Origin of the sequence: Marinobacter sp. R17, assembly GCF_003789045.1 — a bacterium.
In the GTDB taxonomy this organism is placed as follows: domain Bacteria; phylum Pseudomonadota; class Gammaproteobacteria; order Pseudomonadales; family Oleiphilaceae; genus Marinobacter_A; species Marinobacter_A mangrovi.
The window spans coordinates 151,463-167,966 of record NZ_RHGZ01000001.1 but is presented as its reverse complement, the minus strand read 5'-3'; the positions used below and the strand labels follow the sequence as shown (position 1 = coordinate 167,966).

Sequence of the window (16,504 nt, the reverse complement as noted above, 5' to 3'; positions counted from 1 at the left end):
AGGCGCCGTCCGGGTGTCTGACCGAAATAGCCAACGAAGAACAAGAGGCGATTATGGAATTCAAAGGTGTACCCGCCATCGTCACCGGTGGCGCTTCCGGGCTGGGTGAGGGCGCCGTTCGCGCACTGGCGGCGGAAGGCTGCAAAGTAGCTATCCTCGACCTGCAGGAAGAGCGCGGTCGCGCCGTGGCCGAAGAGGTTGGCGGTATCTTCGTCAAGTGCGATGTGTCCTCGGCTGAGAGTGCCGAAGCGGCGATCGCCACAGCGCGTGAAGCTCACGGCCCCTGCGGCATCGCGGTGAACTGCGCCGGTATTGCCCCGGCGGCGAAAATTGTCGGCAAGGAAGGCCCGATGCCGCTGGAGGATTTCAGCAAGGTTATCCAGGTCAACCTGATCGGCACCTTCAACATCATGCGGCTCGCCGCGGCGGACATGATGCAGCGTGAGCCCAATGCCGACGGCGAGCGGGGCATCATCATCTCCACGGCCTCGGTTGCGGCCTACGAAGGCCAGATCGGGCAGGTGGCCTACAGCGCCTCCAAGGGCGGCGTGGTGTCCATGACCCTGCAGGCGGCCCGTGAGCTGGCCCGCCAGGGCATCCGCGTCAACACCATCGCGCCGGGTATCTTCATGACGCCGATGATGGCCGGCATGCCGCAGAACGTTCAGGACAACCTGGCGGCGACGCTGCCGTTCCCGCAGCGCCTGGGCAAGCCGGAGGAGTTCGGCATGATGGTCGAGCAGATGGTCAAGAACCCGATCCTCAACGGCGAGGTGGTCCGTCTGGACTGCGCGCTGCGGATGGCGCCGAAATAGGCCGGAGGTCAGCATGAAACCGATTCGTGAACCAGAAGAGCGGGCGATGTTCCGCGACATGGTGGTGAAGGTCCTGGAGAGCCAGGTCCAGCCCCATTACGATGCCTGGGACGAGGAAGGCATCGTACCGCGTGAGCTGTGGCGGACCTTTGGCGAGGCCGGCATGCTGTGTGTCGACGTGCCGGAAGCCTATGGCGGCGTGGGCGTGCCGTTCGACTATTCGATTGTCGTGGGCGCCGAGCTGGCGCGTATGGGCTTCGGCGCGCTGGCCACCAACGTGATGGTGCACTCCGATATCGTCGCGCCGTACCTGACCAACATCGCCTCGGAAGAGCAGAAACAACACTGGTTACCGAAGCTGGTCAGTGGCGAGGTGGTGGGCGCCATCGCCATGACCGAACCCGGTGCCGGCAGCGACCTGCAGGCGATGCGCACCAGCGCCAAGCCGGACGGTGACGGCGGCTACATCCTCAACGGTTCCAAGACCTTCATCACCAACGGCCAGCACGCCGACATGGTGATCGTCGCCGCCAAGACCGATCCGTCGGCCGGCGCCCGCGGTATCAGCCTGTTCCTGGTAGACACCTCGCTGCCCGGCTTCAGCCGTGGCCGCAATCTGAACAAGATTGGCCAGCACTGCGGCGACACCTCGGAGCTGTTCTTCGAGGACCTGCGGGTGCCTGCGTCAGCCCTGCTGGGTGAAGAAGGCAAGGGCTTCGTCTACCTGATGACCGAACTCCCCCGGGAGCGACTGGTGATCGGTGCGCTGGGCTGTGCCGCGGCTCGCGGTGCCCTGGACCTGACCATCGCCTACGCCGACGAGCGGGAACTGTTCGGCCAGAAGCTCAAGCAGCTGCAGAACACCCGCTTCCGCATCGCGGAGATGGAGACCGACTACCGGGTCAACCAGGCCTTTATCAACGAGTGCATCGAGCAGTACAGCGAAGGGGAACTGGATGCCGCCACAGCGTCCATGGCCAAGTACAGCGCCACCGAGATGCAGTGCCGGGTGGCGGATGGCTGCCTGCAGCTGTTCGGCGGCTACGGCTACACCACGGAATATCCGATCTCGCGGGCGTTTACCGATGCCCGTGTGCAACGCATCTATGGCGGCACTTCCGAAGTCATGAAGGAAGTCATCGCCCGCTCCCTGCTGGGCAAGTAACCGGAATTGAGGAATAAGCTATGTCTGATTCAGATGTCGTGATTGTTGGCGCCGCCCGCACCCCGATGGGCGGCATGCTGGGGGCGCTGAGCCCGGTCCGGTCGCCGGAGCTGGGGGCGGTCTCCATCAAGGCGGCCATCGAACGCGCCGGCCTGGTGCCAGCGGACGTGAATGAAGTGGTGATGGGCTGTGTGCTGCCGGCCGGTCTCGGCCAGGCGCCGGCGCGTCAGGCGTCCCGTGCGGCGGGCATCCCGGACAGCTCCGGCTGCACCACCGTCAACAAGATGTGCGGCTCCGGCATGCAGGCGGTCATCATGGCCCATGACCAGATCAAGGCGGGCACGAGCACCATCATGATCGCCGGTGGTATGGAGAACATGAGCCAGGCGCCCTACCTGCTGCCCAAGGCCCGGGAAGGCATGCGCATGGGGCACGGCCAGGTGATCGACTCCATGTTCTTTGACGGCCTGGAAGACGCCTACGAAGGCGGCCTGATGGGCGTGTTCGCCCAGCGCAGTGCGGACGAGTACAAGATCAGCCGGGAAGCCATGGACGAGTTTGCGATCAGCTCGCTGAACCGGTCGCTGGCGGCCATCGAGAACGGCGGGTTCCAGGACGAGATCGTGCCGGTCACCGTACCCGGCCGTGGCGGAGAGACGGTGGTCGACACCGACGAACAGCCGGGCAAGGCCCGCCCCGAGAAGATCCCCACGCTGAAGCCGGCGTTCAAGAAAGACGGTACGGTGACGGCGGCCAACGCCAGTTCCATCAGCGACGGCGCCTCGGCCCTGGTGCTGGCCAGCGAGGCGGAAGCCAGCCAGCGTGGCCTGAAACCGCTGGCCCGCATCGTCGCCCACGCCACCCATGCGCGACTGCCGGCGGAATTTACCCTGGCGCCGATTGGTGCGATCCAGAAGGTGCTGGACAAGGCCGGTTGGTCGAAAGACGACGTGGACCTGTACGAAGTGAACGAAGCGTTCGCCGTGGTGGCGCTGCTGGCCATCAACGAACTGGGGCTGGATGCGGACAAGGTGAACGTCAACGGCGGCGCCTGCGCCCTGGGACATCCGATCGGGTCGTCCGGTTCACGGATCATCGTGACGCTGATCCATGCCCTGAAACGGCGGGGACTGAAGAAAGGCGTGGCGTCGCTGTGTATCGGTGGCGGTGAGGGGACGGCTGTGGCGATTGAGCTGCTGTAATTCGTGGTGGCGTCGAAGCTTCGTTTTGGCGCCTTCCCCCCTCTCCCCAACCCCTCTCCCGCCAGGGGCGAGGGGCTTCTTTTCCGGCTGCCTGGTGCCAATGGTTTTATCTCATTGCTCCATAGTGGCCAAGTTGCCCCGAGCTGGATTTGAAGCCTCTCTCCCCTGGCGGGCCGGGGCGTGGAGCGGAGGTTTGGAGGGAGAGGGGGAGCCGACGCCCATCAAGCTCTAAATGAACACTCTCACTGGTCCTGCTGCCGATAAGCCAGCGGACTCAGCCCCGTCCAGTGCTTGAACGCCCTCGAAAACGCTCCGGGCTCGGCAAACCCCAGCTGCGTCGAAATCTCCGCCACACTCAGGTTCTGTCGCGTCAGCATGATCACCGCCTGATCCCGACGCAGGTTGTCCTTGATCTGCTGATAGGCACTGCCTTCGGACTTGAGCTTGCGGCTGACCGTGTAGGACGTCATGTGCAATTGCTCCGCCACCCAGTCGAGGTTGGGTAGGCGCGAGTCCTCGCAGGTTTCCAGTAACCGGCGCACCCGGGTGCTGAGACTGTCGTCGTCCGCCGTCCAGATCATCAGGTCCCGCGGTGAACTCAGGATGAAGTCGTCCAGTTCCTCCGGCGTACGGACCACCGGCATGGTCAGGTAGTTCTTGCTGAAAAACAGGCTGTTGCGCTTGCGCTCGAAATAGCACTGGCAGGGAAACACGAAGCGGTATTCGTCGAAGTGGCCCGGCAGCGGGTGTTTGAAGGTGGCGTGGCTGAGCACGATCTTGCGGCCGATCAGCCAGCCCACCAGCCGGTGCCAGACCATCAGCAGCCATTCCACCAGGAACTGGTCCGGATCGAGTTCCGGATGATGGTGGGCCAGGCTCAGTTCCGCCTCGTCACCGTCCAGGTTCAGCGAAATCTCGATGTCGTCCGAGAACAGCCGGTAGCAGCGAATGCTCTGGTGCAGCACCTCTTCCAGGTTGGCGCTGTGCACCACCAGCGAACCCATCAGATGAAAATGGCCGACCCGGCAGGGGTGGGTGGTGCGGCCCATGAACTCGTCGTCCAGTTCCTTCCAGGCCAGCCGGAACAGGCGGATGAACTGATCCGTGGGGATGCGGGCGCGGGGTTCACGGACGAGGTCCGGGTCAATGCCACGGCTGCGCAGCAGGGCGTCACAGTTGCCTTTCGCCGCTTCCAGTCCGCGCAGGGCGGCCCGGGCGTAATGGGGCGAGAAGGTCAGGTTGTCCATGGAGGTTGAGTCTGCCGATTTCATGCACGGGGCCCGCGCAAAACTTGTTAAGTTATCTGCCCGATCCTGTCATTCTGTTCCCATCGGGGGTTGCCTAATCTGACGTCATCAGACCAACAAGAACAAGGTGAATCAGTATGGATGCAACCCGCTACGATGTGTTCGCCGAGACGTTTTCGGTGGACCCGATCTTACAGCAGTTCCGGGGCGATTATAACGACGGCCTGAACGTCTGCGAGGAAATCTGCGACCGCCACGCCGACGATCCTGATCGGGTTGGACTGCGCTACGAACGGGCCGACGGCACCTCTGGCGAAATGACCTTTTCCGAGTTGCAGAAGAGCGCGGCCCGGTTTGCCGGTTTCCTCAAATCACAGGGCATTGGCCGCGGTGATCGGGTCGCCTGCCTGTTACCCCGAACGCCGGAATTGCTGATCTGTGTGCTGGGCACCCTGCGGGCCGGTGCGGTCTACCAGCCGCTGTTTACCGCCTTTGGCTCCGGGGCGATCGAATACCGTCTGGAAAAGGCACAATCGAAGCTGATCGTCACCAACCCGGCCCAGTGGCCCAAACTGGCCGACGTGAAAGGACTGCCGAAAACCATGCTCGTTGCCGACAGTCGCGACGCGGTCGACGGCACGCCGGACGTCCTGTTCGGGGAGGAGATGGCCAAGCAGGCGGACACCTTCGAGCCGGTCAAGCTGGGCCCGGAAGAGCCTTTCCTGCAGATGTTTACCTCCGGCACCACCGGCAAGTCCAAAGGGGTGGCGGTACCGGTCCGGGCGTTACCGGCTTTCGACATGTACATGCGCTATGCCGTGGGGCTGCGCCCGTCCGACAACTTCTGGAACGTAGCCGATCCGGGCTGGGCTTACGGCCTGTACTACGCGATCGTCGGGCCGCTGCTTCTGGGCTGTACCACCCATTTCAACGAAGCCGGGTTTACCGCGGAAAACACCTTCGAATTCCTGCGCAAGTACCGCATCACCAACCTGGCGGCGGCGCCAACCGCGTACCGGCTGCTCAAGGCGAACGAGAATCTTCTGAAGGATTACCCGGAAATCGACCTGCGGGTGGCCAGCAGCGCTGGCGAGCCGCTGAACCCGGAAGTCATAACGTGGGTGAAGCGGGCGCTGGACTGCGTCGTCTGCGACCACTACGGTCAGACCGAAACCGGCATGACGTCCGCCAACTTCCACGAACTGGAACACACCCATCGCGATGCCAGCATGGGCTACCAGATTCCCGGATACCGGCTGGTGGCGCTGGATGCCCAGGGGAATGAAGTGGCGCCGGGTGAGACCGGCGAACTGGCGGTGGATCGCGAACAATCTCCGCTGTTCTTCTTCCAGGGCTACACCTGGAACGAGAAGGACCCGTTCCGCGGCAAGTATTACCTGACCGGGGATGTAGTGGTCAGCAACGGTGACGGTTCCCATTCCTACACCGGCCGGGACGACGACATCATTACGTCGGCCGGCTATCGCATCGGTCCGGCCGAAGTGGAGAGCTGCCTGCTGGAGCACGAAGCGGTGGTGGAAAGTGCCGTGGTGGGCAAACCGGACGAGAAACGCGGCGCCATCGTGAAAGCCTACGTGGTCACCCGGCCGGAATTCGACGGCGTGGACGATCTGGCCGAACGGCTACAGCAGCATGTGCGCACGCGGCTGTCGACTCACTCCTACCCACGGGAAATCGAGTTCGTCACCGAGTTGCCGAAGACCTCCAGCGGCAAGATCCAGCGCTTCCTGCTGCGCAAACAGGCCGCCGAGGAAGCATGACGGCTGCCTGATTCGTATTAACCCGGTACCGGCGACGAGGTGCCGGGTTTTAATCCGCTTCCAGCAATCTTATGACATCCCCCGCCTCCATGGCTTTGGCCAGGGACAAGGCGGTATTGCCTTCGGCGTCGACCGCGTCCCGGTCGGCGCCCGCTTCGAGCAGGCGCTCGACCATCTCTGCATTGTTGAACATCGCTGCGTACATCAACGGTGTCTTGGCACCTTCGGGCCGGCTATCCACGCCGGCCCCTTTTTCCAGCAGCAGGTTCACGATCGCCATCTCTCCCTTGAAGACGACGCCGGCCAGCGGGGTCTGCAGACGGTCATTGGGTAGGTCAGGATCGGCGCCTTTCTGCAGGAGCAGACGCGTGGTTTCCAGATGGCCGTGATAGCTGGCCAGCATCAGCAGACTGTCGCCACTGCTGGTCCGGATGTCCGGCGGCACCCCGGCATCCAGAAGCGGCGCGAGCATCTGGGTGCCGCCATTGCGGGCCAGGTCGAAAATGCCTTCGGCAAACGCGATGGCGTCTTCGTCCAGCTCATTGCTGGGCTGTTGCGGCTGACCGGGTTGGTCGTTGCTCATGGAAAGCTCCTGCTCGGGTATCGGTTTAGGGGACTGATTGTCCCGCTTGAAGCGCGGCTTGCCAAGCGGTGTGAGTGTGGCTGGCGTTTCCTAACCGCTTTCCGTCGCCGAGCGTGCTTTACGGCGCTTGGGGTGAAGATAGGCTTCCAACTCGGGCCGGAACGCCGCCTGAACCCCGAGACGCTTCATCATCCAGTAATGGCCGGCAATCATCCGGTCGATGAAGATGCTTTCCACCGGAGGCTTGAAGTAGTCCAGGTACTTGAAAACGGTCGTGGTCTTGGCGGCGACGTCCTTGTGGATCTCGGATTGGGCGAAATCGTAAGGGGCGTTGGTGTCGAAAGGTTTGATCAGGATATCCCGCCACATGGCGTAGTAGTCTTCGTCCACCGCCGGCTGGCTCCCGACGCGGGCGCCCAGGTCGATCAGGTGGCGGTCGAGGGCTTCGTAATCTTCGTTCAGGGCCGCAATCAAGGCCTTGCGATAGGCCTCGACGATGGCCGGCTTGAGCTTCTTGACGCAGCCGAAGTCGTACATGATCAGCGTGCCGTCCGGGCGGAAGGCGAAGTTGCCGGCATGCGGGTCGCCGTGGATGGCGTGGAAGCGGAACAACTGGTCCGCCATGGTGTGGAAGATGCGGGTGCCGATCTCATTGAGGGTGGCCTGGTCGTAGCGGTCGGCCGTGACTTCGCTGATGTGGTCGCCTTCCACCAGTTCGAGGGTCAGGATACGGCGCGTTGAATGGCTGTCGATGACCGCCGGAATGATGACTTTGGCATCGTCGGCGTGGAATTCCCGGAACTGGCGCAGGTTGCGGGCCTCGTTCTCGTAATCCAGTTCTTCCTGCAAACGCTCACGGATCTCGCCGAAGAGCTGGTCCACGCTCTCTTTTGGCATCTTGAGCAATCCGCCGAGGCGCAGGGCCGTGCGCAGCTGGCGCAGGTCGGAATCGCAGGATTCGTCCACGCCGGGGTACTGAACCTTGACGATCACGTCCTCGCCGGACTGCAGCCGGGCCCGGTGCACCTGGCCAATCGAGGCGGCGGCGTAAGGTGTTTCCTGCAGGTATTCGAAGGCTTCGCCGATGGTTTTGTCCAGTTCGTTCTCGATCTGCTCGACGATGACCTCGAACGGCATCGGGGGCGCTTCTTTCTGCAGCTTCTGCAGGGCGTCGGAAAACTCCTTGGGCAGGAAATCCTGGGTCTGGGAGGCAATCTGGCCGACCTTCATGACGGCACCCTTGAGCTCGCCCAGGGTGTCGGCGATCTGGCCCGCCATGCGGGTGTAGTGTTCGCTGCGGGCTGCTTCGTCATCTTCGCGGCCAAACAGGCGGCGCGCTCGTTGGCCGGCGTATTGGCCGGCGACGGACGCGGTCATCCCGGCGAGCTTCACGAAACGTCCGCGGCGTGTGGTGACTGGTTTCCTGGCCATGAGTCTCTGCGCGCTCCCTTTGTCGACCGCTTTGCTGCCGCGGCCACCCGTTGAACAATACGACTGCCGGGGAACCTGAGTCTAACGCGGCCGGCAGGCCCCGGCGAAGGGCCTGCATCACATGGGTGAAGTGTCGCAGGTGTGCTTCAGACGACCTTGGTGTCCACCATCATGCTCTCGCCCAGCGCCAGACTGAGCTTCTGGCCGGGGTAGAGCGGGCCAACGCCTTCCGGCGTGCCGGTCAGGATAACGTCACCGGGCATCAGGGTGAAATGCTCGCTCATGTGGGCGATCAGCGGCACGATCGGGAACAGCATGTCGGCGGTGGTGCCGGTCTGCTGGCGATGATCGTCGATGTCCAGGGTAAAGCGGATCGGCTCGCCGTGGTCCACGGCGTCGGCCGGAACGAACGGCGACAGGGGGCAGGCGCCGTCGAACGCTTTGGCGCGTTCCCAGGGCTGGCCTTTCGCCTTGAGTTGGCTTTGGACATCGCGCAGGGTCAGATCCAGTGCCAGGCCATAGCCGACAATGGCATCGCGGACGTCGGCTTCGGTGGCGTTCGTCAGGGGCTTGTCGATCAGGACCGCCAGCTCGGTTTCGAAATGCACGTCGCCCCGGCCTTGCGGCAGGCGCACGGGCTGCTCCAGGGCGGTGGCCGCGGTGGCCGGTTTCATGAACAGCAGGGGGGTATCAGGGACCGGATTGTTCAGTTCCCTGGCGTGGGCGGCGTAGTTGCGGCCGACGCAAACGATCTTGCCCAGGGGCAGTTCAATCGGGTTACCGGTGTGCCAGAGATGCTGGTAGGGATGCATGGCAGTGCTGTCCTTCAAACACAATGGAGGACAGCACAGTGCCACTACCGGGAATGGGAATCAATTGTCTGAAATCAATCTCCGGCGAATTCGCAGACGGTGTAGACCTGCAGTCCCTCGTCGCGCAATTTGGCCGAGCCGCCCAGGTCCGGCAGATCGATCATCGCCGCCGCTTCGAAGATCTCGGCGCCAATGCGTCGGATCAGGCGGGCTGCGGCCAGCATGGTACCGCCGGTGGCGATCAGGTCGTCGACCAGTACGACCTTGTCGCCCGGATTGAACGCGTCCTTGTGGATCTCCACAGACGCCGTGCCGTACTCCAGCTCGTAATCTTCCACCAGCGTATCGAACGGCAGTTTGCCCTTCTTGCGCACCAGCACCAGGCTGGCGTTGAGCTCGTAGGCGAGGGCGGAACCGATGATGAAGCCGCGGGCGTCCACGGCGGCAATCGCGTCGATGTCCTGGCTGTGATAGCGGTGGACAAAGGCGTCGATCAGCTTGCGGAATGCCGTGCGATCCTGCAGCACCGTGGTGATGTCACGGAACTGGACGCCGGGCTTGGGCCAGTCCGGTACGGTGCGGATCGCCTGTTTGATGCTTTCGGAAAAATAATCCATTGGATTGCCTTTTGGGGCGAGCGCCGGAAACCTCCGGCGCCCGCCTTGCTTAACCGTTCAGGAAGATGAATTTAAAGATGAACACCAGGGCGATGATCACAACGCTGGCGTTGAGGTGCGACCAGCGGCCGCTCAGGATCTTCAGCAGGGCATAGGTGATAAAGCCCATGGCGATGCCGTTGGCGATGGAGAAGGTCAGCGGCATCATCAGCGCCGTGACTACGGCCGGCGCGGCGTCGGTCACGTCGTCCCAGTCGATCAGCTTGAGACCGCTGGTCATCAGCACGGCCACGTAAAGCAGGGCCGGTGCGGTGGCGTAGGGAGGAATAATGCTGGCGATCGGCGACAGCAGCAGGCAGGCCAGGAACAGCAGCGCCACAACCACAGCCGTCAGACCCGTGCGGCCGCCGGCGGTGATGCCCGCGGTGGATTCGATGTAGCTGGTGGTGGTCGAGGTACCCAGGGCGGCGCCGGACATGGTGGCGATAGAGTCGGACATCAGTGCCCGGCCCAGGCGCGGTAGTTTGCCGTCCTTGTCCAGCAGGCCGCCACGCTGTGCAGCGCCAATCAGCGTGCCGGACGTGTCAAACAGATCCACGAACAGGAACGCGAAGACGATGCTGACCAGCCCCACATTGAGGGCGCCGGCAATATCGAGCTGTCCCAGCGTAGGCGTGATGCTGGGCGGTGCCGAGACAAAGCCGTCGTATTCCACCTGACCGAGGACCATGGCCGCCACAGTCACGGCGATGATGCCGATCATGACCGCGCCGGTGACCTGGCGGTAGGACAGGGCGCAGATCAGCAGGAAGCCGGCGAAGAACAGCAGGCTGTGCAGGCTTTCCAGGTCGCCCAGCCCGACCAGCGTGGCCGGATTATCGACGACGATTCCGGCATTCTTGAAGGCGATCAGCGCCAGGAAGAAGCCGATACCGGCGGAAATGCCGAAGCGCAGCGACATCGGGATGCTGTTGATGATCCATTCCCGGATGCGGAACACGCTCAGCAGGAAGAAGATGAAGCCGGACAGGAACACCGCGCCCAGCGCCACCTGCCAGCTGTAGCCCATGCTGCCGACGACGGTAAAGGAGAAAAAGGCGTTCAGGCCCATGCCCGGTGCCAGGGCGATCGGGTAATTGGCCCAGAGCCCCATGATCAGGGTGCCGATGGCGGCAGCCAGACAGGTGGCTACGAAAACCGCGCCGAAATCCATGCCGGTCGCGGACAGGATGCTGGGGTTGACGACAATGATGTAGGCCATCGTCAGGAAGGTGGTGATACCGGCGATGACCTCACGACGCACATCAGTGCCATGGGCCTTGAGCTGGAACAGTTTTTCGAGCATGGGTCAGCCTTGGGATGGTGAATGAAATCAGTATTGTCAGGCCGATTGGGCCTCTGGTTCAGGACGTCCCTGCCCCGGAAAAACCGCGCATCTTAGCGGTCGTAACGGTGTTGGCCAAGTGCGCGGTCATCCATGGGCTTCGGCATCGCGTTGCAGCCGGATGTCAAAGTGTACGGCCAGCAGACGGATCGCCACGATAAACAGCAGGCCGATGGCCAGCGCGAGCGTGTCGTTCGCCAATGCCCATCGGCACACGAAGTATAGCCAGCATCCCGCAAATGAAATGGAGGCGTAAATCTGGTCTTTGCGGAAAATAAAAGGCACTTCGTTGCACAGGGTGTCGCGCAGGGCGCCGCCAAACGTGCCGGTGATCACGCCGAGCAGCGAGGCAATGAACCAGGAGTGGCCCTGGTCGAGCGCAAACTGGGCGCCCAGAATGGAAAACACGCCAAGGCCAATGGCATCCGGCAGCACGATATTGGATTCGCGGAGGCGTGACAAAGGGCGGAAGCAGGTGAACAGCAGGGTCATCACCAGGATCAGGACGGGCATTTCCTGGTGATTGATCCAGTAAAGCGGGTGATTATCGAGAATCAGGTCCCGCAGAGTGCCGCCGCCAAGGGCCGTCACGAAAGCGATGGCAAATATACCGACCGGATCCATGTTGGCCTTGCGGGCCACGATCATCCCGGACAGGGCAAAGGCGACGATGCCAATGGTTTCGAGGCAATAGAGAATATCGGGCGAATGCATTTCAACAGCCGGTCAAAGACGTCGGACGTGCCGGTTATCGGCCCGACCTGTTCAGTTACTGATCAGAAGGGCGCGAAGGATACCGGAAAAGCAGTGTTGCTTCATCCCGTATGGGTAGCCGTTTTCCGCAATCATGTGATCCAAATCCCATAGAGGCCTGTAAAACCTCAGGTTAATGATTTTCCGATCCAACCTGATGCAGGAGTTCAGGCATGGCATTGATCCGTCTGGCCTACGCCAGCAGGGCCAACTTTAATCCGCGTCCGGAAAACCAGGGTGTGGAGCCTCACGTGGCGCGTATTCTGATGAGTTCCCGCCGGAACAACCCCAAGCAGGGCCTGGTGGGTGGGCTCTATTTTGGCGACGGCTTCTTTTTCCAGTGCCTGGAAGGGGAATCGGAAGCGGTTCACGACCTGTTCAACCGCCTGCGGGATGACGAGCATCATCGAGATGTGACGCTGCTTCTGGAAGAGCCGATCCAGAAGCGTTCGTTCCCGGACTGGTCCATGAAATACGTGCCGATTGAAGCGGATGTGAAGGCGCTGCTGCGGGATTCGGGGATGGAACGATTCAACCCGTTCGTCTTCGACGGCGCCCTGACGCAGGCGATGATCAACTGCCTGCGTCGCGGCCCCGAAGGCTTTGATGGCACTCAGAAACGCGGCAGTCAGGACCGGTTCGAAAAGGCCGCCCTGCTCATTGCCGGTGCTGTCGTCATCATCGGGCTGGCCGCGGTCGGCGCTATCCTGTTGTAAGGTCGGGAGTCTGGCGCTGCATCTGCCGGTCATGCACCCGGGACAGGATCAACAGCGCGATGATGGCTCCGCTTAAGCACCAAAGCATGTCGGATTGGGTGTCCCACACATAGCCCTGGGTGCCCAGGAACGCCTCGGCACCCTGACCGCTGGCCAATGCCACCCACCATTCGATCAGTTCATAGAAGGCGCTCAGCGCCAGACAGAAGCAAACCACGAAGAAGCTGGTCCAGGCGCCGGGGCGTATCACTTCGCGCCGCACAACGATTTCCCGCGCGATCATCGCCGGCACGAAGCCCTGGGCAAAATGGCCCAGCTTGTCGTAGTTGTTGCGTTCCCAGCCAAACGCATCGCCCAGCCAGTCGAACAGCGGTACTTGGGCATAGGTGTAATGCCCGCCGACCATCAGGATGATGCAGTGGATCAGGATCAGGCCGTAGAGCAGGGGCGTCAGCGGGAACCGGTTGCGGGTGACGGCCAGGGCCACGGCGCCGATCACCGCCGGAAGCACTTCCAGGACCCAGGTCATGCGGTCGGTCGGCTGAATGCCAGACCAGGTCAACACCGCCGCAAAAATCGCCGTCCACGCGTACATCATGTGTCGTCACTCTCCCTGTTTATAAATGCCATTGATGGAGTAGCATAACCGATATTGATTTGCCTCATCCTGTCAATCGCATTAGCTTGACCGCATCCATTCCTTGAAGCAATCACAACAAGAGAGGGCATCATGCGCGCCATTCTGTGTAAGGAATATGGCCCGGCTGACACGCTGGTCATCGAAGATGTGACATCCCCCGAAGCCAAGGGCAGTGGCGTCAAGATTCGTGTGAAGGCGGCCGGCCTCAACTTCCCGGACACCCTGATCATCGAAGGCAAGTACCAGCTCAAGCCCAACATGCCGTTCTCACCGGGCGGTGAGATGGCCGGGGAAGTGATGGACGTCGGTGAAAAGGTCACTCGCTTCAAGCCCGGCGACCGCGTGATGGGGCTGACCGGGTTCGGTGCCTTCGCCGAGGAAATCGTAGCCGCCGAAGCCAACCTGCTGCCCGTTCCCGATGGCATGAGCGATGAAGAAGCCGCCGCCTTTACCATGGTGTACGGCACCTCCTATCACGCCCTCAAGCAGCGCGCCAACATCCAGCCGGGCGAGACCCTGCTGGTCCTGGGCGCCAGCGGCGGCGTGGGCCTGGCGACGGTGGAGCTGGGCAAGGCCATGGGCGCCCACGTGATCGCCGCGGCCAGCAGCGCCGAGAAGCTGTCCATCGCCAAAGAGGCGGGTGCTGACGAACTGATCAACTATTCCGAAGAGCCGCTGAAAGAGACGGTCAAGAAGCTGACCAACAACAAGGGCGTGGACGTGATCTACGACCCGGTGGGCGGTGATTTCACCGAACAGGCCCTGCGTGCCATGGCCTGGAACGGTCGTCACCTGGTCATCGGCTTCGCTGCGGGCGACATTCCGAAAGTGCCCGCGAACCTGACCCTGCTGAAAGGCTGCGCGTTGATCGGCGTCTTCTGGGGTAACTTCACCCGGATGGAGCCGGAGGTCAGCGCCCAGAACATGATGGATCTGCTGAAGCTCTATGGCGAAGGCAAGATCAAGCCGAAGATCAGCGAGACGTTTGCGTTCGAGGATTATGTGGGTGCGCTGAACGCGCTGACCGGGCGCAAGGCGACGGGTAAGGTGGTTCTCAAAGTCGGCTGACCTGTGAGGTCGCGATCGTATCGCTCGGCCTGCGGTCACGATCTTTAATGTAGCCGACGCTTCAGCTTCGGAGGGCCCGCCAGGGCCCGGGTCTATCGGGCAGGCCTGCGGCCTGCTTGGAAGCTGAAGCGTCCGCTACATTGTTTGGTGAGCTCCAGGGCGGGTACCGGGCTTTCCCATTATCGCGGACATGCCTGACCATGGAATCTCAGAAACCGGTCTGGCGCCCTCTGGATTGAATGAAATGGGCCGTAAACCCGGCTTGTTGGGCTTCCTGCGTCAGCCCAACCTACGATACTTGCGGTTACCATCTTTAATGTAGCCGACGCTTCAGCTTCGGAGGGCCCGTCAGGGCCCCGGGTCTATCGGGCAGGCCTGCGGCCTGCTCGGAAGCTGAAGCGTCCGCTACATTGTTTGGCGAACTCCCGTGTTGTCGCCTTTTAAAAAGGGACTTCCCCACCATCAATCCGCTTCACCAGCGCTTCGTCGACCAGCGTGTACCCTTTCTCTCTCGGCAACCAGGCATACACCCGCTCGCCCGGTCGATCCACGGAATACCCGGCTTTCTTCAAATCCACTTTCTTGTATTTGAACGTGCCGGTCTTCTCGATGGCAGAGGTCACGCGGACAAATACCGGAATCGCATAGGGCGGCAGATTGTCCTGCAGGTAGCGGAACAGTCGGTCGATGTCGAAGCTCTCGACGCTGCTGTCCTGCGGAACCAGTGTCACCATACCCGCCTTGCCGTTGGTCCCAGGAATTTCCACGCCATAGACGATGGCCTCCTCGGCCAGTCCGGATTCGTCAATGATGTTTTCCACTTCGGTGGTGGAGACGTTCTCGCCCTTCCAGCGGAAGGTGTCGCCCATGCGATCGACGAACTGCAGGTGGCGGCAGCCGATTTCCTTGAGGACGTCGCCGGTGTTGAACCAGGCGTCCCCCTTCTTGAAGACATCCCGCAGTATGGATTTTTCCGTGGCTTCCTTCTGGGTGTAGCCCTCGAACGACCACTTGGCGGTGATTTCACCCAGCAGCAGTCCGGGCTCACCGGACTTGACCTTCTCCATGCGGCCCTTGGCGTTGCGGATCGGGTCGCGGGTGCCCTCATGGTATTTCACCAGGGCGTAAGGCGCCGTCGAGAAGCCAACGGTGTTTTCCATGTTGAAGAAGTTGCTGAAACCGATGTTGCCCTCGCTGGAGGCATAGAGTTCCGCTACCGTCTCGATACCAAAGCGCTCCTTGAAGGGCTTCCAGATCGATGGCCGCAGGCCATTGCCAATCATCTTGGTCAGCGTGTGATTACGGTCGTTCGGACTGGCCGGCTGGTTCAGCAGGTAGCGGCAGAGTTCCCCTACATAGCCGAACGTGGTGGCGCCGTAGCGACGGATGTCGTCCCAGAACGCGCTGGCGGAGAACTTGCGGCGCACGGCGATGGCGGAACCGCCGGACAGGACCGAGCCCCAGCAAACCAGCAGCGCAGTGGCGTGATACAGCGGCAGGGTGCAATACAGCACGTCCTGCGGCCCCATGTTCAGGGTCATCAGTCCGAAACCGCCGTAGGCCTTGATGAACTTGCGGTGGGACCCCGGGGCCGCCTTGGGCAGGCCGGTGGTGCCGGAGGTGTAGATGTAGACGGCGGTATCACCGAGTCTGGGACGATCCTTCACCGTCAGGTTGTCGCCCCGGTAAGCACTCACTTGCTCGGCAAGGTTGATGTAGCCCTGTGGCGTGGTGCCGAAGTCTTTCAGCGAGTCCGTATCGGGCATAAACAGGTATGGGTGGTCGTGACCCAGGGCCACCTCCTCGCGCACGCCTTCAAAGGTATCGACCAGCTCTTCACCCACCACAATCATCCGGGGCGAGATCAGGTTGATGCTGTGGGCCAGTACCTTGCCTTTCTGGGAGGTGTTCAGCATCGCGCAGGCCACGCCGATCTTGGCGGCGCCGGCCACCATGGCCAACAGTTCCGGCCGGTTCTCGAGGAAGATGGCAATGCTGTCGCCCCGGGTCAGGCCCGCCGCGCGCAGGTAGTGTGCGATGCGATTGGCCCAGGCGTTGAACTCGGTGTAGGTCAGGCGCCGGTCGTCGTACAGGACCGCCGGACGGGTCCCGTACTTTTCGGCGTTGTGCTCGATCAGGGTGCCGAGGGTCAGCTCCTTCTGGTCATTCTTGATGGAGTAGTAGTAGAGCCCCTTGGCGATGGCCGGTGCCCGGCGGACCACGCCGGGCAGTTGTCGGGCAATGTCACGTACTGAGATGGTGTCTTGGCTCATGCGTCGTTCCGTGCGTC

General features: G+C 62.1%; 15 protein-coding genes. 6 read left to right on the top strand and 9 right to left on the bottom strand.

The window, feature by feature from the left end; all coding sequences use genetic code 11:
- Positions 1-53: 53 nt before the first annotated feature.
- The 3 genes from EB809_RS00750 to EB809_RS00740 are packed head-to-tail and all read left to right on the top strand — an operon-like array spanning position 54 to position 3,182.
- The gene (locus EB809_RS00750) at positions 54-815 is read left to right on the top strand and encodes an SDR family NAD(P)-dependent oxidoreductase (protein ID WP_123632658.1); all 762 of its coding nucleotides are present in this window, start codon (positions 54-56) and stop codon (positions 813-815) included.
- Between the two features lie 13 nt (positions 816-828).
- Positions 829-1,980, top strand: a complete 1,152-nt coding sequence (locus EB809_RS00745; protein WP_123632657.1) for an acyl-CoA dehydrogenase family protein — start codon at positions 829-831, stop codon at positions 1,978-1,980.
- Between the two features lie 20 nt (positions 1,981-2,000).
- Positions 2,001-3,182: a thiolase family protein gene (locus EB809_RS00740; protein ID WP_123632656.1), complete on the top strand. Its 1,182-nt coding sequence runs from the start codon at positions 2,001-2,003 to the stop codon at positions 3,180-3,182.
- Between the two features lie 242 nt (positions 3,183-3,424).
- On the opposite strand, the gene EB809_RS00735 is transcribed toward EB809_RS00740, so the two are convergent.
- On the bottom strand, positions 3,425-4,453 hold the full coding sequence (locus EB809_RS00735) for an AraC family transcriptional regulator (RefSeq protein WP_223807754.1): 1,029 nt from the start codon (positions 4,451-4,453) through the stop codon (positions 3,425-3,427).
- 113 nt (positions 4,454-4,566) lie between these two features.
- Here EB809_RS00735 and EB809_RS00730 point away from each other — a divergent pair, with 113 nt between their 5' ends.
- Positions 4,567-6,210 carry an AMP-binding protein gene (locus EB809_RS00730; RefSeq protein WP_123632654.1) on the top strand — a complete coding sequence of 548 codons (1,644 nt, stop codon included), beginning with the start codon at positions 4,567-4,569 and terminating at the stop codon, positions 6,208-6,210.
- 49 nt (positions 6,211-6,259) lie between these two features.
- Here EB809_RS00730 and EB809_RS00725 read toward each other — a convergent pair whose 3' ends face one another.
- The 6 genes from EB809_RS00725 to EB809_RS00700 all read right to left on the bottom strand — a co-directional run bounded on the left by EB809_RS00725 (position 6,260) and on the right by EB809_RS00700 (position 11,751).
- Positions 6,260-6,793, bottom strand: coding sequence for an ankyrin repeat domain-containing protein (locus EB809_RS00725; RefSeq protein ID WP_123632653.1), 534 nt, complete (start codon positions 6,791-6,793; stop codon positions 6,260-6,262).
- A gap of 90 nt (positions 6,794-6,883) precedes the next feature.
- Positions 6,884-8,224 carry an ABC1 kinase family protein gene (locus EB809_RS00720; protein WP_123632652.1) on the bottom strand — a complete coding sequence of 447 codons (1,341 nt, stop codon included), beginning with the start codon at positions 8,222-8,224 and terminating at the stop codon, positions 6,884-6,886.
- Between the two features lie 146 nt (positions 8,225-8,370).
- The gene (locus EB809_RS00715; RefSeq protein ID WP_123632651.1) at positions 8,371-9,036 is read right to left on the bottom strand and encodes a fumarylacetoacetate hydrolase family protein; all 666 of its coding nucleotides are present in this window, start codon (positions 9,034-9,036) and stop codon (positions 8,371-8,373) included.
- A 74-nt stretch (positions 9,037-9,110) separates the two neighbouring features.
- Positions 9,111-9,653 (bottom strand): adenine phosphoribosyltransferase, encoded by a 543-nt coding sequence (locus EB809_RS00710; protein ID WP_123632650.1) that lies wholly within the window; start codon positions 9,651-9,653, stop codon positions 9,111-9,113.
- A gap of 49 nt (positions 9,654-9,702) precedes the next feature.
- Positions 9,703-10,998, bottom strand: coding sequence for an NCS2 family permease (locus EB809_RS00705; RefSeq protein WP_123632649.1), 1,296 nt, complete (start codon positions 10,996-10,998; stop codon positions 9,703-9,705).
- A gap of 126 nt (positions 10,999-11,124) precedes the next feature.
- A complete protein-coding gene (locus EB809_RS00700; protein WP_123632648.1) occupies positions 11,125-11,751 on the bottom strand; it encodes a trimeric intracellular cation channel family protein in 627 nt (208 codons plus the stop codon).
- 212 nt (positions 11,752-11,963) lie between these two features.
- Here EB809_RS00700 and EB809_RS00695 point away from each other — a divergent pair, with 212 nt between their 5' ends.
- Positions 11,964-12,506, top strand: a complete 543-nt coding sequence (locus tag EB809_RS00695) for a BLUF domain-containing protein (protein ID WP_123632647.1) — start codon at positions 11,964-11,966, stop codon at positions 12,504-12,506.
- On the opposite strand, the gene EB809_RS00690 is transcribed toward EB809_RS00695, so the two are convergent.
- Positions 12,493-13,104, bottom strand: a complete 612-nt coding sequence (locus EB809_RS00690) for a DUF2238 domain-containing protein (RefSeq protein ID WP_123632646.1) — start codon at positions 13,102-13,104, stop codon at positions 12,493-12,495. The genes EB809_RS00695 and EB809_RS00690 overlap by 14 nt on opposite strands.
- 132 nt (positions 13,105-13,236) lie before the next feature.
- Between EB809_RS00690 and EB809_RS00685 the strand changes: the two genes are divergently transcribed.
- A complete protein-coding gene (locus EB809_RS00685; protein ID WP_123632645.1) occupies positions 13,237-14,214 on the top strand; it encodes an NADPH:quinone oxidoreductase family protein in 978 nt (325 codons plus the stop codon).
- Positions 14,215-14,654: 440 nt separating this feature from the next.
- Here the strand turns inward: EB809_RS00685 and EB809_RS00680 are convergent, their stop codons facing one another.
- Positions 14,655-16,487, bottom strand: coding sequence for a long-chain-acyl-CoA synthetase (locus EB809_RS00680; protein ID WP_123632644.1), 1,833 nt, complete (start codon positions 16,485-16,487; stop codon positions 14,655-14,657).
- Positions 16,488-16,504 lie beyond the last annotated feature (17 nt).

What these genes read in the sequence shown, in the direction of transcription:
- EB809_RS00735 (WP_223807754.1), bottom strand. Translation starts at nt 4,453, where the DNA reads ATGAAATCGGCAGACTCAACCTCCATGGACAACCTGACCTTCTCGCCC.
- EB809_RS00680 (WP_123632644.1), bottom strand. Translation starts at nt 16,487, where the DNA reads ATGAGCCAAGACACCATCTCAGTACGTGACATTGCCCGACAACTGCCC.
- EB809_RS00745 (WP_123632657.1), top strand. Translation starts at nt 829, where the DNA reads ATGAAACCGATTCGTGAACCAGAAGAGCGGGCGATGTTCCGCGACATG.
- EB809_RS00740 (WP_123632656.1), top strand. Translation starts at nt 2,001, where the DNA reads ATGTCTGATTCAGATGTCGTGATTGTTGGCGCCGCCCGCACCCCGATG.
- EB809_RS00700 (WP_123632648.1), bottom strand. Translation starts at nt 11,751, where the DNA reads ATGCATTCGCCCGATATTCTCTATTGCCTCGAAACCATTGGCATCGTC.
- EB809_RS00730 (WP_123632654.1), top strand. Translation starts at nt 4,567, where the DNA reads ATGGATGCAACCCGCTACGATGTGTTCGCCGAGACGTTTTCGGTGGAC.
- EB809_RS00725 (WP_123632653.1), bottom strand. Translation starts at nt 6,793, where the DNA reads ATGAGCAACGACCAACCCGGTCAGCCGCAACAGCCCAGCAATGAGCTG.
- EB809_RS00720 (WP_123632652.1), bottom strand. Translation starts at nt 8,224, where the DNA reads ATGGCCAGGAAACCAGTCACCACACGCCGCGGACGTTTCGTGAAGCTC.
- EB809_RS00715 (WP_123632651.1), bottom strand. Translation starts at nt 9,036, where the DNA reads ATGCATCCCTACCAGCATCTCTGGCACACCGGTAACCCGATTGAACTG.
- EB809_RS00690 (WP_123632646.1), bottom strand. Translation starts at nt 13,104, where the DNA reads ATGATGTACGCGTGGACGGCGATTTTTGCGGCGGTGTTGACCTGGTCT.
- EB809_RS00685 (WP_123632645.1), top strand. Translation starts at nt 13,237, where the DNA reads ATGCGCGCCATTCTGTGTAAGGAATATGGCCCGGCTGACACGCTGGTC.
- EB809_RS00705 (WP_123632649.1), bottom strand. Translation starts at nt 10,998, where the DNA reads ATGCTCGAAAAACTGTTCCAGCTCAAGGCCCATGGCACTGATGTGCGT.
- EB809_RS00710 (WP_123632650.1), bottom strand. Translation starts at nt 9,653, where the DNA reads ATGGATTATTTTTCCGAAAGCATCAAACAGGCGATCCGCACCGTACCG.
- EB809_RS00750 (WP_123632658.1), top strand. Translation starts at nt 54, where the DNA reads ATGGAATTCAAAGGTGTACCCGCCATCGTCACCGGTGGCGCTTCCGGG.
- EB809_RS00695 (WP_123632647.1), top strand. Translation starts at nt 11,964, where the DNA reads ATGGCATTGATCCGTCTGGCCTACGCCAGCAGGGCCAACTTTAATCCG.